At 68.9% G+C, this 18,256-nt stretch carries 9 protein-coding genes; 3 read left to right on the plus strand and 6 right to left on the minus strand.

The genetic code is table 11. The annotated features are described in order from the left end of the window. Positions 1-162 precede the first annotated feature (162 nt). From Vse01_RS03360 to Vse01_RS03370, 3 genes are all read left to right on the plus strand, one after another. A complete protein-coding gene (locus Vse01_RS03360; protein WP_093402604.1) occupies positions 163-1,548 on the plus strand; it encodes a pectate lyase family protein in 1,386 nt (461 codons plus the stop codon). 41 nt (positions 1,549-1,589) lie between these two features. Continuing rightward, the gene (locus tag Vse01_RS03365; protein WP_093402603.1) at positions 1,590-3,161 is read left to right on the plus strand and encodes a pectate lyase family protein; all 1,572 of its coding nucleotides are present in this window, start codon (positions 1,590-1,592) and stop codon (positions 3,159-3,161) included. A gap of 187 nt (positions 3,162-3,348) precedes the next feature. Continuing rightward, entirely contained in the window at positions 3,349-6,147 is a 2,799-nt protein-coding gene (locus Vse01_RS03370; protein ID WP_093402811.1) for an AAA domain-containing protein, read from the plus strand. Here the strand turns inward: Vse01_RS03370 and Vse01_RS03375 are convergent. Genes Vse01_RS03375 through pglY form a run of 6 tightly spaced genes read right to left on the minus strand, consistent with a single transcriptional unit; the run spans position 6,138 to position 18,252 of the window. Then, positions 6,138-8,246 (minus strand): DEAD/DEAH box helicase, encoded by a 2,109-nt coding sequence (locus Vse01_RS03375; RefSeq protein WP_093402602.1) that lies wholly within the window; start codon positions 8,244-8,246, stop codon positions 6,138-6,140. The two genes, Vse01_RS03370 and Vse01_RS03375, sit on opposite strands and share 10 nt — an antisense overlap. Further along, positions 8,246-9,280, minus strand: coding sequence for a ParA family protein (locus Vse01_RS03380; protein WP_093402601.1), 1,035 nt, complete (start codon positions 9,278-9,280; stop codon positions 8,246-8,248). The genes Vse01_RS03375 and Vse01_RS03380 overlap by 1 nt, the downstream gene beginning before the upstream one ends. Next, entirely contained in the window at positions 9,277-10,455 is a 1,179-nt protein-coding gene (locus tag Vse01_RS03385; RefSeq protein ID WP_093402600.1) for an ATP-binding protein, read from the minus strand. The genes Vse01_RS03380 and Vse01_RS03385 overlap by 4 nt, the downstream gene beginning before the upstream one ends. A 14-nt stretch (positions 10,456-10,469) precedes the next feature. Then, entirely contained in the window at positions 10,470-11,783 is a 1,314-nt protein-coding gene (brxD, locus tag Vse01_RS03390; protein ID WP_093402599.1) for a BREX system ATP-binding protein BrxD, read from the minus strand. Further along, positions 11,780-14,506 (minus strand): BREX-2 system phosphatase PglZ, encoded by a 2,727-nt coding sequence (pglZ, locus tag Vse01_RS03395; RefSeq protein WP_139233108.1) that lies wholly within the window; start codon positions 14,504-14,506, stop codon positions 11,780-11,782. Before pglZ ends, brxD begins: the two co-directional genes overlap by 4 nt. Beyond that, a complete protein-coding gene (gene pglY / locus Vse01_RS03400) occupies positions 14,503-18,252 on the minus strand; it encodes a BREX-2 system ATPase PglY (protein WP_093402597.1) in 3,750 nt (1,249 codons plus the stop codon). The genes pglZ and pglY overlap by 4 nt, the downstream gene beginning before the upstream one ends. Between the last annotated feature and the right edge of the window lie 4 nt (positions 18,253-18,256).

Below are 18,256 nucleotides of genomic sequence, written 5' to 3' on the forward strand. Positions count from 1 at the left end.
AGCGATGAACAGCGGTTTCCCGACCAGCACACGTCGGGACGATGCCACTCGACACAATTAGCTGCAACAAATCTGCACATCATTAATATTGACCCTCGTAAAAACCTGAACGTAACCTTCGTCATTAATAAGAAACAACGACGAAGGAAACGGAACGAGCCGATGCGCAGACTTGCCGCCGCCGCGGCATCGACAATTATCGCCCTGACCGCCCTCCCCGCCGCCGCCCTGGCGCAGCCGTCGAACGACGCGGGGGTCGGCAGCCATCACGAACGGGGCGACCGCACACCACTCTCACCGATGGCCCGACAGCTCGGCCGGCAGGCCCTCCCGGCCGGTGACGGCTGGGCCGCCGCCGGTCCCGGCACCACCGGAGGCTCCGCCGCCTCGGCCGATCAGATCCACGTGGTGAGCAGCCGCGCCGAGCTGGTCGCCGCGCTCGGCGGAGACAACGCCACGAACGCAACGAACGCCACCGCCAAGATCGTGTACGTCAAGGGTGGTATCGACGGCTTCGAGGACGCCGACGGTCGGCTGCTCGACTGCGCCGACCTGGCTGATCCCGGGTACTCGCTGGAGGGGTTCCTGGCCGCGTACGACCCGGCGGTGTGGGGCCGGGTGACGCCGAGCGGGCCGCTGGAGGAGGCTCGCCGGCGCTCGGTGACCAACCAGACCCAGCAGACCCAGATCAACGTAGGCCCGAACACCACGATCATCGGGCTGCGGGGAGCACGCCTGACCGGGCTGACCCTGATGATCGACCGCGCGTCGAACGTGATCGTCCGCAACATCACCTTCGACGACGCCCGGGACTGCTTCCCCGCCTGGTCCCCCACCGACGGTGAGACCGGAAACTGGAACTCGCAGTACGACCTGGTCTCGGTGCGCCGCAGCGAGAACGTCTGGATCGACCACAACACCTTCACCGACGGCGACAACCCGGACAGCGCCCAGCCCGTCTACTTCGGACGGCCCTACCAGGTGCACGACGGCGCGTTGGACATCACCCACACCGCCAGCCTGGTCACCGCATCCTGGAACCGCTTCGTGGGACGCGACAAGCTGATGCTGATCGGCTCGTCCAACACCGTCGGCCCGGATGTCGGCCGGCTCAACGTCACCCTGCACCACAACCTGTTCGACGGCGCGCTTCAGCGGTTGCCGCGGGTCCGCTTCGGCCAGGTGGACGTCTACAACAACGCCTACCGGCTCGGCGGTGACGGCTTCCAGTACGCCATCGGCGTCGGTGTCCAGTCGGCCGTGCACGCCGAAAACAACCACTTCACCCTCGACGCGGGCGTCACCGCCACCGACCTGCTCTACAACTGGGGCGGCACCGCGATCACCACCCGGGGCAACTGGGTCAAGTCCGCCGGCGCACCGTCCCGCCCGGTGGACCTGGTCGCCGCGTACAACGCCGCACACGACCCCGACCTGAGTCCTGACGCCGGCTGGACGCCGACGCTGCGGCACGGACCGGTACTGCCGGCCCCGCTGGTGCCGCTGGTGGTCGGCCCACTCGCCGGCGCCGGACGCCTACCGCTGTAACCCCCACTCCACCACCACCAACCAGGAAAGGTGAGACGAGGATGAGACGACCAGTCACACTCCGACTCCTCGCAGGACTGGCCGCCACCGCCACGGGAGCCGCGGTCTGCGTGGCCCTGGCGACGCCGCAGGCGTCAGCCGCGGTCGGCAGCGCCACCGGCTTCGCGACCGGCAACGGTGGCACCACCGGCGGCGCGGGCGGACAGACCGTGCGCGCCACCAGCGGCACCCAGATCCACGCGGCCCTGTGCAACCGGGCCAGCAGCAGCACCCCGATCACCATCCAGGTCGAGGGGACCATCAACCACGGCAACACCACGAAGGTGTCCGGTTCGAGCTGCAACACGGCCGACGACGTGATCGAACTCAAGCAGATCAGCAACGTCACGATCCTCGGGGTCGGCAACGGCGCCGTCTTCGACCAGATCGGCATCCACATCCGCGAGGCCAGCAACATCATCATCCAGAACGTCACCGTCCGGAACGTCAAGAAGTCCGGCTCACCCACCTCCAACGGCGGAGACGCCATCGGCATGGAGTCCGATGTCCGTAACGTCTGGGTCGACCACGTCACCCTGGAAGCCTCCGGCGGGGAGTCGGAGGGCTTCGACGGGCTGTTCGACATGAAGAACAACACCCAGTACGTGACGCTGTCCTACAGCATCCTGCGCAACTCCGGTCGGGGTGGCCTGATCGGATCCAGCGAGAGCGACAGGTCCAACGGCTACGTCACGTTCCACCACAACCTGTACGAGAACATCGACTCCCGTACGCCGCTGCTCCGCGGCGGCATCGCCCACATCTACAACAACCACTACGTACGCCTCAACGAGTCCGGAATCAACTCCCGGGCCGGGGCACGCGCCAAGGTGGACAACAACTACTTCCAGAACTCCAAGGACGTGTTGGGCACCTTCTACACCGACGAGGCCGGCTACTGGCAGGTCAGTGGCAACATCTTCGACAACGTGACCTGGTCCTCGCGTAGTGGCGACACCAACCCGGCCGGCCCCAACCCGACCTCCAACACAAGCGTCAGCATCCCGTACTCGTACCGTCTCGATGCGGCCAGTTGCGTGCCGAGCATCGTCAGCCAGACGGCCGGCGCGAACAAGGGCATCCGTACCTCCAACGGCAACTGCACGCCGCAGAGCCCGACCGCCGGGCCGACCAGCCCGACGCCCGGTCCGACCACCACCACCCCGCCCCCGACCAGCAACCCGACGCCGACGCCGAGCCAGCCCAGCGGCACCAACCTGAGCATCGGCGCCGGCTCCGACGGCTCCAGCAAGGCCAGCGGCACCAGCTACGGCGACGTGCGCGACGGCAACATGAACACCGCCTGGTCGCCGAACGGCACCACCGGCCAGATCTCGATCAAGTGGGGCTCCGCCACCACGGTGTCGAAGATCAACATTCGGGAGGCGTCCGGCTCCGCCGGCACCATCCGTAACTGGCGGGTCCTGAACCACGACACCGGCGCGGTGCTGGCCTCCGGCACCGGCGCGGGCGTCATCAGCTTCGGGTCGACGTCACTGCGCAAGATCACCTTCGACATCACCAGCTCGACCGGCACCCCGCGGGTCGCCGAGTTCGAGACGTACGCCAGCTAGCACCTGCACCGACACGGTGGGAGCCGTCGACACCCGACGGCTCCCACCAGTGTTCTTCCCGCCAGTAACTCCGGCCCGACGCACGGCCCGGCCAGGGGCCGCCGCGCGACGGCCCCGGGCGCCGGTGCGCGGCCGTGGCCACCGGCCGGAGCACGACCGTGATCGCGTACGGCAGAATCTGCGGGCGATGCACGCGGCGACCATCCTCACCGCGCTCGCCGACCTGGCCCCGGCCGGTGCCGAGCGGATCCTCGACGTGGCCGGAACCGGCCGACCGCTGGTCTGGCTGCCGGAACCGCACCGGGGACCACGCGGCGCGCGACTGGACCGGCTCGCCGCGCTGGACGCCCTGCACCGCGACGAACGGATCCTCCGCCTCGGGCTGGCCTTTCTCGTCGGCACCGCCGACCTGGACGGCGCGCGGCGACGAATCCGACTTCCGCTGCTGGCCCAACCAGTACGCCTGCACCGCGGCCGACGCGACTACCGGGTCGTGCCGGCCGGCGACCTCGAACTGACCCCGCTCATCGAGGACCGGGAACTCGCGGCCCGGCTGGAGGCCGCACCGGGGCTGGCCGGGCCCGGCTGGCTGACGGCCCCCGGCACCACCGCCTGGATCACCGCGGCCGCCGAGGCCGCCGGCGTGAAGGTGGCCACGGTCCGCTCGCGACCGCCGCGCGGCATCGACGACGACGTCACCGGGGTCGCCGCGGCAGCACTCTTCGTGACCCGCGACGTGTTCGCCGGTCGCCTCCGCGACACCCTGTTGAGCTGGGCGAGCCGTCCCGGGCTGGCGGACTCCGCCCTGAGCCGGCTCTATCTCGGCACCGACGGCGACGCCGATCCGGTCGCAGCCGGCCCCAGCGACGAGGGCGAGGTGCTGTCGCCCCTGCCGCTCAACGAGGCGCAGCGCGACGTGATCCGGCGGACCCGGACGGCACCCGTGGTGGTGGTCTCCGGCGCGCCGGGCAACGGCAAGAGCCACGCCCTGGTCGCCGCCGCGCTGGACACCGTGGCTCGCGGTGGGTCGGTACTGGTGGCCACCCAGTCGACCCACGCCGCCGAGGTGCTGGGGGAACTGTTGCGCCGGCATCCGGGTCCGCCGCCGGTGCTCTTCGGCGACGCCGAGCGGCGCGGAACCATCGCCACCGAACTCGCCGGTGGCGTCGCCGTCGGCGTGGACGACGCACAACTGCGCCACGACACCAGCGCCGTGTCGGCCGCCCGAGACCGGGCCGACGGGGTCCGGGCCGGCATCGCCGCCGTGCTGGAGCAGGAACGCCTCGCCGCCACCCTGCCCGACTGGCAACCACTGCTGCCCGCCCTGAGCCACGACGCCCCGGCGGTGTTCGAGCCGGACACCGACCTCGACGCGATCCATGCCGCCCTGCACGCCGCGAGCCGGAGTGGCGACGGCTGGTGGTCCCGGTGGCGCCGGTCCCGCGCCACCCATCGACTCCACCGGCTCACCGGCGCCGGCCCGGCCGTACCCGTGTCCCAGCTACGGGCGGCCGTGGACGCCGCACACGCCGTACGTGCCGCCGCCCGACTGTCCGCCAACGGCGGCACCGACCTGGCCGCCGCCTGGCGGGCGTTGGCCGAGGCGGACGTCGCGCTCGCCCAGGCGGTCGGCACGGCGCTGCGGAACCAGACCGCCAGCGCGCGACGCTGGACCGCGGACGCCCGGCGCGCTGCCAGCGGTCTGGGTACCGCCCTGCGGGCCGGACGCAACCGCCGCCGGGAACTGCTCGCCACGCTGGACGCCGAGGCGCTGGTCCGGGCGCTGCCCCTGTGGGTGGGCACGGTGGCCGACGTCGAGGATCTGCTGCCACCGGCAGCCGGCATGTTCGACCTGGTGGTGCTCGACGAGGCCGCGCACATCGATCAACTACGAGCCGCTCCGGTGCTGGCCCGAGCCAACCGGGCGCTGGTCGCCGGCGACCCACGGCAGCTACGGTTCGTCTCCTTCGTCGCGGACGCCGACGTGACCGCGACGCTGCACCGGCACGGCCTGGACCGCTACGCCGACCGGCTCGACGTACGTCGGGTCAGCGCCTTCGACGTGGCGGCCGGCGCCGCACCCGTGACCTGGCTCGGTGAACACCACCGCTGCGCGCCGCACCTGATCGGCTTCTCCGCCCGCCGGTTCTACGACGACCGGCTGGAACTGGTCACCCGGCACCCCGGCAACGAACGGGCCGACGCGATCGACGTGGTGCCGGTCGCCGGTGCCGCCGTCGTCGACGGCGTCAACCAGGCCGAGGTGGCGACCGTGCTCGACCTGGTCGCCACCCTCGCGGCCCGCCCCCCGCAGGGCGGCGTCGCGGTGATCAGCCCGTTCCGAGCGCAGGCCGACGCGGTGGAGGCGGCGCTACTGTCGGCGTACGACGTCGACGAGATCGAACGGTTGGGCCTGCGTACCGGGACGGTGCACGCGTTCCAGGGCAGCGAGGCGGACGTGGTGATCGCCACGCTCGGGCTGGTCGACGAAGACCCGCCGGCACGGCACCGGTTCGTCGCCGAACCGAACCTGTTCAACGTCCTGGTCACCCGGGCCAGGAAGCAGCTCACGGTGGTCACGTCGCTCCGAGCCCCCGAGGGCATCATCGGCGACTACCTCCGGTACGCCGAACAACCGCTGGACGCCACCCACGCCGGACCGCCGGGCACGACCGGGGCGGGAGCCGCCGAGCCGGCCCCGTGGATCCGGGCGCTCGCCGTCGAGCTGACCCGGCTCGGACTGACCGTACGGCCCGACTACCCCGTCGGCCGCTGGCGGGTAGACCTCTGCGTCGGCGACGACGGCCCGGTCGGTTTGTTGTGCGGCGTGCACCCGGACGGCGTGGCCGCGCACGTGGAGCGGCAACGCACCCTCACCCGGGCCGGCTGGCGACTGTACGACGCTTTCGCCAGCCACTGGGCCGACGACCCGATCCGCGCTGCCCTCGACCTCGCCACCCGCATCCGCGACGACGCTCACCGATAGCCGAACCTGACCGGCTCCTTGAGGACGGCCACCGCAGAGTCCACGTCGGCGAGCCGTGCGGCAAGCGTGGCGGTCGCCAGCCCTGGCGGCAGGGCGGCACTGAACTTGAGCCCCGCGAGGGCCTTCTCGGTCACCTCCGGCAAACAGAGCCGGTTCGACGCGTCGGCCGTCGCCGTACGCCACACGTCACGCTCCAGATCCGAACGCAGTCGAATGGCAGCGTCGTCGTAGCGCTGGTTCGGATCGGCGAGGCCGTCAAGAGTTGCGATCAAGGTGGCGTTGGCCCGAAAACCAGCCCAGGTCCACCAGCGGATCTCCCCCTCGCGGTCCCGAACGATCGTCGTGCCGCCCGGGTGAACGAGGGATTCCGCTTCCTCCCGCAACTGCGCCAACCGGCTTTGGGCTCGTTGCGTAAGCCGGACCGAAGGGTCGGCCCCGAGTAGCACGTCGCGCATGGCCCGCATCATGTCGTACGACAAGCCCTGCGGTGTGCCGCCCGTCATCCAGAGCGCCTTCCCACCGCCCTCGGCCGGCTCGACGAAACAGCGGCGCCGTTTCCAGTCGATGTATGTGACCCGCCAACTGCGCCCGCCCAGTAGAAGCAGCCGGGGGCCCTCGACCCGCGCGGTCAGCAGTGCTGGATCGGTACGGCCGATCTCGGTGCGACCGGAGAGCACGGTGAACTGCGGTGGCGCGGTGAAGACCGCCAGCATGTCCATGAAGTGCCGCCGACCGAATCGCAACTCGGCCTGCGGCCCGATGAACAGCATTCCAGAATCTGAATCAAGGTAGCCGTGTTCGACCAGGTGCCGAACGATGAGGTCGGCGCTCTTGTCGAATGGTGCAAGTCCGTTCCACTCCTCAGCCCACAGTTTGTCGCCGATCCGGTGACGTTGCAGGGCCAGCGCGAGAACCTGCTGCGCGATGATGTGTCGCGGTTCGGCTGGCGGAACAACCGCTTCCACCCAGCCTTGTCGCCAGAGCAGCGCCAGCGCGCAGGCGTGCAGGAGCCCCTCGCTGTCCAGGGCCAGAAAAAGACAGTTGCGGGTGCTGCCGGGCCGCCGCCCGGTCCGGCCGATGCGCTGGAGGAAGGCGGCGACACTGCGCGGTGCGCCGATCTGAATGACACGGTCGAGGTCTCCGACATCGATGCCCAGTTCGAGGGTGCTCGTCGCGACGATGACGCAGTCCCTCTCCTGAGCGAACGCCTCCTCCGCCTGCCGCCTCTCCTCAACGGCGAGTGAGGCGTGGGAGAGGAACGTCCTGACTCCCAGGGCACGCAGCCGCTGTCCGAGATCCTCCACCAGCGCCCTGGAGTCGCAGAACACCAACCGCTTTTCACCACGATGGAGTGCGGCGATGACCCGGGCCGCATTGTGCACCGAGCCGACGTAGTCCAGCTCGACGTCGTCTGACGCCACTGCGGTGACCGGCGCGGCCAGGTGCGGAGCGACTACCCGGGCAGGCCGCTTGTCCCAGCCTGAGCCCTGCAACCAGCGCAGCAGATCGTCAGGGTTGCCCACCGTGGCGGAGAGGCCGATCCGCTGAATCGGACGGCCGGCAACCCGACCGAGCCGCTCCAGGACGGCCAGTAGGTGCCAGCCACGGTCGTCCCCCGCGAAGGCATGCACCTCGTCGATCACGATCGCCCGTACGCCGCGAAAGAACTCCTCGTGGTCCACGGCCCCGCTCACCAGCATCGACTCGATCGACTCAGGGGTGGTGAGCAGGATATCGGGCCGCTCCCGCAGGATCGTGCGGCGTCGCCCCATGGTCACGTCGCCATGCCACAACGCCGCCCTTCGCCCCAACCAGCCGGCATAACGCTCGACCCGAGGCAGCAAATTGTTGAGCAGTGCCTTCAGTGGGCATACGTAGAGCACACTCGTCCCGGACCAGTTCTCCTGCGCCATCCGGGAAAGCAGGGGAAACATCGCCGCCTCGGTCTTGCCGCCAGCGGTCGGCGCAAGCAGCAGCGCGTCGTACCCGTCGAGCAGCGGCCGCACGGCAGCCTCCTGTAACGGCCGGAGCGCCGGCCACTGCAACGAGTTCACCACATGGTGCAGTACAACCGGGTGCAGTAGGCGTGCCCCATCCATCAACGCTCCACGCCAACTTCGTCGAGGCGTGCTAGAAGCTTCCGGCTGAGCGACTCGAAGTCCTGGTAGCAGCGCTGAACGAGGGTCTGTGTGCTGCCCAGGGCGCCGTCTGCCGACCGGAGATCAAACATGGGCTTACGCGCATCGTGCGCCAACGGCATAAGACTCTGGTAGTTACGCAGGGTCGCGATCTCGTACGTTCCGTCGCTGGTCGTACGCTCCAGCACGGAGTTGGCGAAAACCGTGGGAACCCTCTCCAGCCACCGCTGGTACGCCTTGACCGGGCGATCGAGCCTCATCTTGGGCTGCATCACCACGTACCCGAGCGGTGTCATGGTGCCTCGCGGCGCTGGAATGTCCGGCGGCACATGCTGGAGGACGTTGCTCTGCCAGATACGCCGCCACTCCCTGAGTGCCGGCCCCAGGTTGCGCAGACCACGCAGTGAGAACAGGTCCGCCGCCAGCGGCATCAGCACCGTGTCTGCCGCAAGAAGCGCGGCACGGTTGATGGCACCCAGGTTAGGACCAACGTCCAGCAGCGCAATATCTGCGCCAGTCCGCGTCCCCGCGTCGCGAATCAGACGATAGAAGGCAGTCGTCGTCCGAAGGGCCGCATGATCACCGATCAAGCTGTTGGGCCAGGCCGCGGACAGCTTGTCTTCAAAGGCACTGAGATTCAGATCCCCTGGAACCAGCGATAGCCCATCCGTGATCACAACCGGATCCGCAAAACGAACGTCCCCCAATCCTCTCATGATGGGCGCGACAGCCGAGGCGACGGTTCCAGATGCGCCGTTGACACGCAGCAGGAGTTTCTGCTGTCCGTCGAGCAGCGGCCAATCAACCTGATGGTTCTCCTGCCAGAGGGTCGCGAGCTCGTCCTCGTCAAGGAAAGCTGCTGTCAGGTTCGACTGTGGATCCAGGTCGACAGCCAGGACTCGGTGTCCGAGACGCTGGAGCATGTGCGCCAGGTGGTATGTGAGGGTGGTCTTGCCAACACCACCCTTGTTGTTGAAGAGCGCAACCGAAATCATGCTGCACCTCTGAGCATGACGGTCCAGGACGCGTCCTCGATAAGGAACTCGGGCGGTGGATTGCCGTTCCTGGCGAGCGCAGCTCTGATCCGCCCGATGCCGCGACCGAACTGATTGACGTAGCCGAGCGATTTCATCGCGGCGGCAAGCGAGGGGTTGCGGTAGTCGTTGACGCGGTCGAAGTTGTCGGCCCGGACCTGCCCGAATGGCCCGCCGGGGTTGGTGACCTCGATCCGGTCATCGAACCACGCAACGCGCACCGGAGCATTCGACGACTCGTAGTTTCGGTGCATGAGCGCGTTCATGCAAACCTCCCGGAGTGCGTCGAATGGATAGTTCGGCCGGGCCTCTTCGCGAAAGCCGCTCACCTCGACCAACCGGGTCCTCAGGTGGCCTTTGAGCAGACTTTCGAGGCGCTCGGCGGCGTTGATGACGTTGAGCCGAAGTTCCTGCTCGTCCAGCACCGCGCCGCCGACGTCCGTCCCCTCGTACCGCACGAACTGCACGTACGCCCCTGGTATGCGGTTGGTGGGGTCGACACCGACGAGCAGCAGGCCGAGCACTGTCGGTGCGCCGCTGAGGTCGGCAAGCCGCAGCGACGCAAGCTGCTGTTCGGTAGGACGGTGGTTCTCCGCCAGCACGGTGGGGTCGACGGCCTGCCGAAGGTATTCGGTCTGGAACAGCTCAAGATCGAGTTCGTCCAGCTTTCCACCGACCACCGGACGGACATCGAAGGGGGTGTCGTAGGCTCGCCGCCGCTCGGTCAGAATCCGCTCGTCGTCGCTGGTGGCCGCCCGGGTGGACGGACCGGGACGGACGTAGACGACGTTGTCGAATCGGACGGGCGGCGTGTGCGCGGCATTCACCCGTACCCGGATCACCGGCTTCCCCCGGTACGGCTCGACGGTGACCACGATCGAGGGACGGTCGAGGATGCGCCCCTCATCCCGGATGCTGGTGAAGGTTAGCAATGCTTCGTCCGAGGTGTCGACGCCGTTGACCGGCTCGCCGTCCCTGTCGACTCCGACAAGCAGGTCGCCCCCGCCCACCTGCGCAAGATCATTGGCAAGCGCACAGATCGCCTTGCGGATGGCGTTGCGGTCCCTTGCCTCCCGCTTGAACTCAAGGGCGGCCGTCTCCTGCGTTCCGAGCAGGTCGGCGAGGTCGGTGCTCATGATCTGATTCTCGCCTACAGATCGAGTGAAATCTCGTCAGCCCTGGTCGCGTTGCGTTCCACGTCGGTCATCTCGGCGACGGTCAGGGTGAGTGCGTAATGCTGCCGAGGGTCAAAATCGGTGAACTGGTCGACTCGGTCGAGCACCTCCCCCACCAGCTTCTTGACGAACAGGCGAGGAGCCACCCCAACCTTGCCGCCGAGCCCGCCCGCAACGGCCTGCGCCAGCTCCCGAAGGTAGTCATCGTCGACGACGGCCCGGACCCGATGCGGTACTGCCGACCCGTCGGCGTACAGGTCCCGAACCCGGGTGCCCAGCTCGACGAGGGAGTCGACGGTGAAGCCGGCGAGCCGGATCTGCACCGCGCGTGGGTTGTCGAACCGCGCGTCGGTGGTGAAGTCCACCGCGAGCCGCTGGGCCAGCGGGGCGAGCCGCTGCGCCCCCTGCGGCCCTTCGTAGAAAGCAGGGGTTCCGGTGATCACCAGGTACAGCCCAGGAAAGCGGCCGGAGTACACCTCGTCGATCAACTGTCGCAGTGCGTTGAGGGCCTTGTCACGGGCGTCGGAGCGAACCCGTTGGAGCGTTTCGACCTCGTCGAGCACCAGCAACAGACCGGGATGACCGCTGTCACGCAACACCGCGAGCAGACCCTGTAGAAAGCTGAGCGCCGCGAAGTGGTCGAGATCGCCGCGCACGCCGGCCACCCGTCGGGCGGAGGCTGCGACATGTGGCTGGCCGCCGAGCCAGGCCAGCACCGCGTCAGCGGTGGCCGGATCGCCTCCGAGTGCGGCGGCACGATAGCCGCGGAGCGCGGCGGCAAAGGCGGGGGCGCTACGGCTGACCATGGCCAACCGTTGGTCCAGCAGAGCATCCACGGCCTTGTCGAGGGCGCCAGCGTCCTCCGCCGCGACCGCACCGGCAGCGAGGACGTCCTCTTCCAAGGCGTAGAACCATCCGTCGACCACCGCCCGCAACGCACTCGGCGGAAACGTGGCGGTGCTGAGCCGCTCGGTCAACCGTCGGTAGACGGTCTCCAGTTTGTGCAGCGGCGTCTCGTTCTCCGAGATCTGCACCTCGGCGGTGGCGAAGTTGGCCCGTTTCGCCTGCTCCGCGATCCAGCGGGTGAAGAAGGTCTTGCCGGAGCCGTACTCACCGCGGATCGCCTTGAACACCGAGCCGCCAGCGGCGACAACGCTCAGGTCCTCCCCCACCGCGGTCACGAACCGGTCCAACCCGACGGCCAGGAGGTCAAGGCCGGCTGCGGGAACGGCACCACGACGCAGCGCGTCGATGACCTGCCGCCGCCGTACCGGACTGACGTCGCTCACGCGGCACCTGCCGGAAGGCCGAACTGGGTACGCAACAGCGCGATGTCCAGCCGGACGCTGCGCCCGTCGTCAATCTGCGACAGCACCGGATAGTTGTCCACGTTGAAGATACGCTGCAGGGTGATGACGAAGCCGCCTGCCCGAGCCGGTAGCTCACCGGCCCGCTGCGCCAGGACCGCCGTCGACAGCACACCCTTGGCCTCGACCAGTGCCCGGACCGCCGCCTCGATCTTTCCCGGATCGACGCGGCGTGGGGTCAGCGCATGCTGTGCCTGGAACAGCTCGGTGGCGAGCAACGCCGCAACCAGGTCGACGGCAGCCGGTCTCGCGGTAGAGGCCGGCGTCTGCTGAGGCACGTCGAACAACGCCTCACCGACCACCACCGGGGCCTTCCTGCGGGGCCTGGATGCTGGCGGTGGGACCGACACCGCGTCGGCAGGAGTCTCCGGGAGTTGCGCTTCCCACCACTCGGGGGGACGCTCCTGCACCGGTGCCCATCCCCTCGGCACGTCTGCCACGTTCGGCACCAGATAGGCCAGCAGCGGGATGGTGACTTCCGCGAGCGCGGCACCACCGTGGTAGCCGGCCCTGCTGGGCCGGTAGCGCAACGACGGATCCCAGAGAGCGACGATCCGCTGCCCGTCGGCGACCACTCGCGGCCCCCTCAGTTCCACCTCTCCTGACCCGGCCGGGCTCGGGCCGGTGCGGTGCCGGGCCGAGGCCGCGTCGTCCGTCTTCACGTGCTCGCCGCCGTGTTCGAGGACATGCCCGTGGTCGCTGGTGATGAGGACCGCGCGGCCGGATGACCGGGCAAGATCGAGCAGGCTGCGCAGAAAGCCAAGATCGCTGAGTTGCCAGCCGGCCTCGTCACCTTCGCGGCCATTGGCCAGCGACTCGTCCACTGTGTTGATCACGACGGCGACCAGGCGTCCCGGGTCGGCCATCGCCTCGGCGAGCTCACCGGCGAAAGCCTCCCCGGCCCCGCCACGGGAGGGTCCCTTGTGGAAGACGCATGCTCCGGGGCCCCACCGTCCCTGCGCGAACATCTGCCGCTCGGTGGCCTGCGTGCCGGCACGCAAAGCTCCGGCGAACAGGGAGGTACGGGACACCGCCGTCAGAGTGGGCAGCGCCGCGACCAGCGCACGGCGTTGCCCGGTGCCCGCGCCGGCGAGCGGGTCGTACTCGACCCAGTGCTGGGACAGCTCCTCGGCCAACTCGACGGCCACGGCGGCGCTCATCCCGTCGAGCACCACGAGCAGTACCGGCCGCTCGGCTCGGATCAGCGGGTCGACGACCCGTGGGAGCAGGTTTTCCACGGTCAGCAGGTCACCGTCGTTGCCGGGGCCGGCGGCGGCCCACGCGGCGAGCCGATTGGCGAAAGCACGGTCGAGCTCTCGTCGTCGTTGCTGCGCTCGGTCGAACACCGTCCGGAAGGCGCGCTGAAGCTCCGGGTGCGCATCCTCACCCGCCCAGACGTGGTTCAGTGCCCGGTCGACCCAGCCCCATTGGCCGATCTGCCGCCGCAGCCCGTCGGCGACGCTCGCCGGGGCCTCGACCTCGGTACCGAGCCACCGGACGAGTCGCTGCGCCATCCTGACCCGGAGTACCCGCTCCGCCTCCACCTGCGCCAAGCGGTGTTCGGCAAGCTCGTCAACGGCCACGTTCAAGGCGGTGCCCGAACGGCCTACTGTCAGTGCCTGTGCCGCCGTGGTGAGCCGCCGGGTGAAGCCGGTCCGCAGGATCGGGCTGTGATCGACGCTACCTGCCGCTTTGAACTGGACGACCAGTTGCTCGGCCCGATCGAGCAGCGCGTGGCCCTGCCGCCGGACCCCGTTGTCCCGGTCGGTCAGCATCGCGCCGACCATCTGCACCGCCGCTTGGGCAAGTCCGCGGATCGCGGCGTCGTCCTGTAGACCGCCGAAGTACTGGTCGACGCGCCCCTGTGCCCGTACCGCCTCGGGCATCTGATTGCTCCAGAGCGCTTCGCAGAGCAGGCCCAGTGGCAGCGCGTCGCTGCCACGGCCGGCGTCGACGAGCGCGAAGAGCGCACGGGCCGGCCCGCCGAACCTCTCGACCAGCCAGGACGCGAGGCCGGTGCGCTCCTCCGCCCGGAGCAGAGTAAACGCCTCGACCGCACCCGGCTCGGCGCTCCACCGCAGCAGCGTGGTCACGTCGAGGTCGTCGGGCCCGTGTCCTCGTCGGTCGAGACCGAGACGAACAGCGGCAAGGTGCCGCAGCGCCACCTCGCGGGTGAGGACGGTGGTGGCCAGTCGCGGCCAGCCAGCCGGTGGCATCGCGTCCAGCAGCGCCGGCCCGGCCCACCGTTCCGATTCAAGTGCGGCATCGGGCACCTGCGCGCCGAAGGCGTCAACAACCAGATCCCATGGTTCGACAGTGATGACACGCTGACGGAAAACGCGACTGCGCACCCCGTGTCCCAGGCTTGTTTCCGGGATGTCCGTGAGCAGCACCAGCACCTCATCACCACGGTCGGCGACGAGGTGATCCCAGATAGCGAGTAGCGAGACGCACGGCACGATCCGAGCTTGTCGTCCGTCCGGCAGAGCCAACACCGGATCGTGGGACCAGGTGGGTTCCGCGGCAACGACCATGGCCGGGTACGCGTCACCGTTGCCGTGCCGGTCGAGTTGCTGCGCCACCTTCTGGCTTAGCGCGACAGGATTGATCCGCAACGCGTGAGTGGGCGCGGTTGCCGACGTCACGACACCACTCTCCAGCTCACCTCGATAGTCGCGTCGCCATGGGCCTCGGCGAACCTGCGTAGGTCGGCCAGCACCTCGTCGATTCCGTTCACTTGCGTACGTCGGCTACCCCCGGCGGTCGTCGGCGTACCCGCCGTCGCGGCGCCGGAGCCGCCGCCCGTGCCGGCCTCCGCACCACCACCCAAGCCGGTGCCCGCCCGGCTACCCCCGCCACCTCCGGTGGCCTCGCGCAGCAACGCGGTGGCGTCATTCTGCGCCCGCTTCAAAGCCGGCAACAGCTGTGTGGTCAGTTCGTCGGCCTGCGCGGCCCGACGGAGTTCGGTCAGAATCGCCGCACCACGAGCTGCGTAGGGAGCGGGCAGCCCGGCGATGATCTCGAAGGTGTCCCAGGGCGCGGCGGCGAGTGCGGCGGTCACCTGAGCGGCGCTGCTGATGCTCCTGCCGGTACGGTCGGCAGGTCCGGCGAGTTCGGCCTGCGCCAGCCGTTCGACCGTCTCCTTCGCTGAGCGTCCGGTAGTCAGTGCGTCGAGCAGGTCGGCGGCCGCGCGCGCGGTGGCGAGGCGACCCGTTTCCCGGTCGAGCCGCAGTTGGTCGGCGTGTGCGTCGAGCTGGCTGGCGAGTTGGTGGGCGGCGACGCGGTGCCGGTTCGCCTCGGTGACCAGGTCCCGGCCGAAGATCGCGACGAGACGGCCTCGACGCAGGTCCAGTGGCCGGAGACCGAAGATCGCCACGGCGCGAGCGTGGGCGGACTTCCAGTCCTCTTCGCTGGGCAGGCTCTCCTCCCGCAACGTGTACTCGGAGGTGATCCGGCCCGGCTCGGGTGCCGGGGTGACCTGGCTGCCATGCAGGTGGAAGGCCCGGTCGGTCTGCTCGGCGAAGGTCGCCACGACGAGTTGAGCGACGATCGGGTCGAGGCCACGCGGCTTCGGCTCGTCGATCCAGCGCAGCAGGTCGGCGACCCGCAGCTCACCGGTGATGCCCTCGCTTGCCGCCTTCTGCTGAAAGTGCTGGACCCACTCCCCCTCGGCGACGAAGGCCGCCTCGTGCATCGTGCCGAGCCGCAGCGGGTTGGCGATCCGGCGCATCGTCAACCGGTGTGCCCGGTCGACCTCCACCCGCCCTTCGGGCGACTCGACCGCCCGCTGGACGTACCCGAAGACGGTCTTGACGTCCGGCGGTCGCACCGGGTCGCCCTTACGGTCCGGGTCGAAGTCGGGATGGGCCGGATACTGGTGGGTGAGCATCTGGTCGCCGATGCTGCGCAGCGCATCGTTGAAGGTGGCGCCCATCGGCAGTTTCGGCTCCAACGCCCGGGTCAACGACTGCAGGTGGTCATCGAAGCCGAGCTGCACGTCCGTCGGCTGCTTCGCGGCCAGCCCGTACGCCTGGCGCAGCACTCCGTGCATCTTGGCCAGCAACGCGCTGCGCTGATTGGTCAGGGCGGCGTGCGCCCGCCGCCGGTCGTCCGGGTTGAGATGTTCAGCGTGGCTGTCGAAGCGCTGCCCCTCGAGCAGCTTGTCGATGATGACGAGCTTGCCCAACTCGTTCCGGCGTTCCACGGTCAATGCCGCGGGGATCCAGCAGACGGTCTGGGCGTGCATGCGGGAGGTAAGGTCCTGCACCCGTTGCCGGTCATCGGCCGGCCCGTGACTGCCGTCGTCGAACGGGTAGTCGACGATTATCCGCCAACCGTCCCGGGCACTCGGATGGAACGCCTCGTCGCGGATGTCGTTCGGGTCGCGGACGTTGCCGTAGACCAGCTCGATCGCGCGACGGCTGCCTCGCCAGGTCAACCCGGCCTCGGCAAAGAACGAGTCGGTCCAGGCCACGCCGAGTTGCTGCCACAGCAGCCGTTGGACAAGGTGTTTGCGGGCGCCTTCGTTGTCGTAGTGCTTGGCGGTGGCGAGCACGCTGTCGACATCCACACCGACAAGTTCCAGCGACACCACCGGATCGTCACCCTCACCGATGCGGATCTCGGCGAACTGGCCGGCCCAGTCGGCGACCTTACGCGCTACCTGAGCCACCTCACCGCCGGGAATCGGGCTGGTGATGCTGCCGTGGTTGAGCGCGGAGAGTCGACGGGCGGTGAGGTTACGCAGCGCCGGCACGCTGGGGGCGAGAGCGGCGAGCAGCAGCGTCTTGATCAGACGGTCGTCGCCGGTGAAGGCGCGAAGCCGCCCGGCCACGTCGCCGGCCGGTTGATCACCCCGTCGGACCGCGTCGAGGTCGTCCTCGGTGAGCCCGTACCGGCTGAGCAGGTACGGGCGCAGCTTGAGGTCGTACAGCTTCTGAGCCATCTCGAACTCGGCCTTGAGTTTCTCGGTGAAGGGCTGATCACCACCTCCACTGATCACGTCGTAGAGATCCCCGAGCGGGACGAGTTGCCCGAGACGCAAGGTGTCGCGCCGGTCGACCAGGAGCTGTCGCATCAGCTTCAGCGCGGTCCGGGAGCGTTGCAAGGCGCTGGAGACGTGCACCAGCGTCGAGAGAAACGCGGGGCTGAACGGGTACGTTGACCGGAAGGCGTCGATGTCGGCACCGCTGCCCGAGTCGGTGCCGAGCAGGGTGTCGAAGACCTCCCGGCGCACCTTCGTGGTGGCGTCGAAGGCCCGCGAAATCGCCTCGCCGGCCTCGGTGGTACGCGGCTTGAGCAGACGGCGGCGGGCGATCTCCGGAAGGTTGCGGTCCTCAAGCTTGATCACGTCGAACCGACCGCTGGCCAGGTTGAGGGTGTCCTGGTAGCTCAGCTCGTTGGCGCCGACGACCTCCTCGCCGACCAGCTCGCGCAGGTCACGCTGGCGGGCGATGAAACTGATCACCGGGATTGGACGGCGGGTGTCACCGCCCTCGACGAAGTTGGTGATCTTCTGGATCTCCCGGGACACGAACTGCTGGTCACCGATGGAGTTGGCCAGCCAGAGAATCAACTCGTCGAGGAAGAGGATCAAGCCGTGGTAGCCGAGTTCCTTGGCGTGCCGACTGATCTCGGTCAGGCCACGGTCGAGCGAGACGAACGCCTCAGCGTCCTCCCGAGCGTTGCTGAAGAAACCCTTGTTCCAGCTGGTCAACAGGTCGTTGACCAACTTGCGGCGCAGTTCGTCGGAGTACGCACCGGCGAACGCCTCGTCCAACCGTTCCGGCGTCCAGAACCTCTCGCTCTCACCCCACTCGTCCTCGACGTCGCCACCGGGCAGCCCGGCGATGAACTGGCCATCGCCGATCTTCTCGCGCAGTGAGGCAGCCTGCTCCAGCAGCGCGTCGGTGCGGTGCACCGCCGGGATGGGCGCCTCCGGATGCAGCACGCGCACCCGGTCGACGTAGCCGCCGAGCACCCGCTGCTCCAGCGAGCGAGCGTCGAGCAGGTGGTACGGAATGAGCAGGAATCGCCGGCCGTCCAGCCAGACGCTGTGCTTGGCGACTAGCGGAGCCAGCTCGTCTCGGCCCCGGGCGGCGGGTTCGCCGCGCAGCAACGCGTGCAGCACCGCCATGAAGTGCGACTTGCCGGAACCGAAGGAACCGTGCAGGTACGCGGCCTTGGAGGCCTGCCCCTCGACCGCGGAGCGGATCAGCCCGAGCGCTTCGTCGAAGTTCCCCAGCAGTCGATCCGTGATGACATAGTCACGCAAGGTCGCATCAGCGTCGGCGACGCTGTCGGCGAGCTTGAGCACGAAGTCGCTTGTGCTCGTGCGTTCAGGAATGTCGATGACGTCGCGAAGCAGCGGAGCGGAGGCGGGCGAGGACATGCCG

Origin of the sequence: Micromonospora sediminimaris (genome assembly GCF_016863575.1) — a bacterium.
GTDB lineage: Bacteria > Actinomycetota > Actinomycetes > Mycobacteriales > Micromonosporaceae > Micromonospora > Micromonospora sediminimaris.

What these genes read in the sequence shown, in the direction of transcription:
- Vse01_RS03360 (WP_093402604.1), top strand. Translation starts at nt 163, where the DNA reads ATGCGCAGACTTGCCGCCGCCGCGGCATCGACAATTATCGCCCTGACC.
- Vse01_RS03365 (WP_093402603.1), top strand. Translation starts at nt 1,590, where the DNA reads ATGAGACGACCAGTCACACTCCGACTCCTCGCAGGACTGGCCGCCACC.
- Vse01_RS03370 (WP_093402811.1), top strand. Translation starts at nt 3,349, where the DNA reads ATGCACGCGGCGACCATCCTCACCGCGCTCGCCGACCTGGCCCCGGCC.
- Vse01_RS03375 (WP_093402602.1), bottom strand. Translation starts at nt 8,246, where the DNA reads ATGGATGGGGCACGCCTACTGCACCCGGTTGTACTGCACCATGTGGTG.
- Vse01_RS03380 (WP_093402601.1), bottom strand. Translation starts at nt 9,280, where the DNA reads ATGATTTCGGTTGCGCTCTTCAACAACAAGGGTGGTGTTGGCAAGACC.
- Vse01_RS03385 (WP_093402600.1), bottom strand. Translation starts at nt 10,455, where the DNA reads ATGAGCACCGACCTCGCCGACCTGCTCGGAACGCAGGAGACGGCCGCC.
- pglY (WP_093402597.1), bottom strand. Translation starts at nt 18,252, where the DNA reads ATGTCCTCGCCCGCCTCCGCTCCGCTGCTTCGCGACGTCATCGACATT.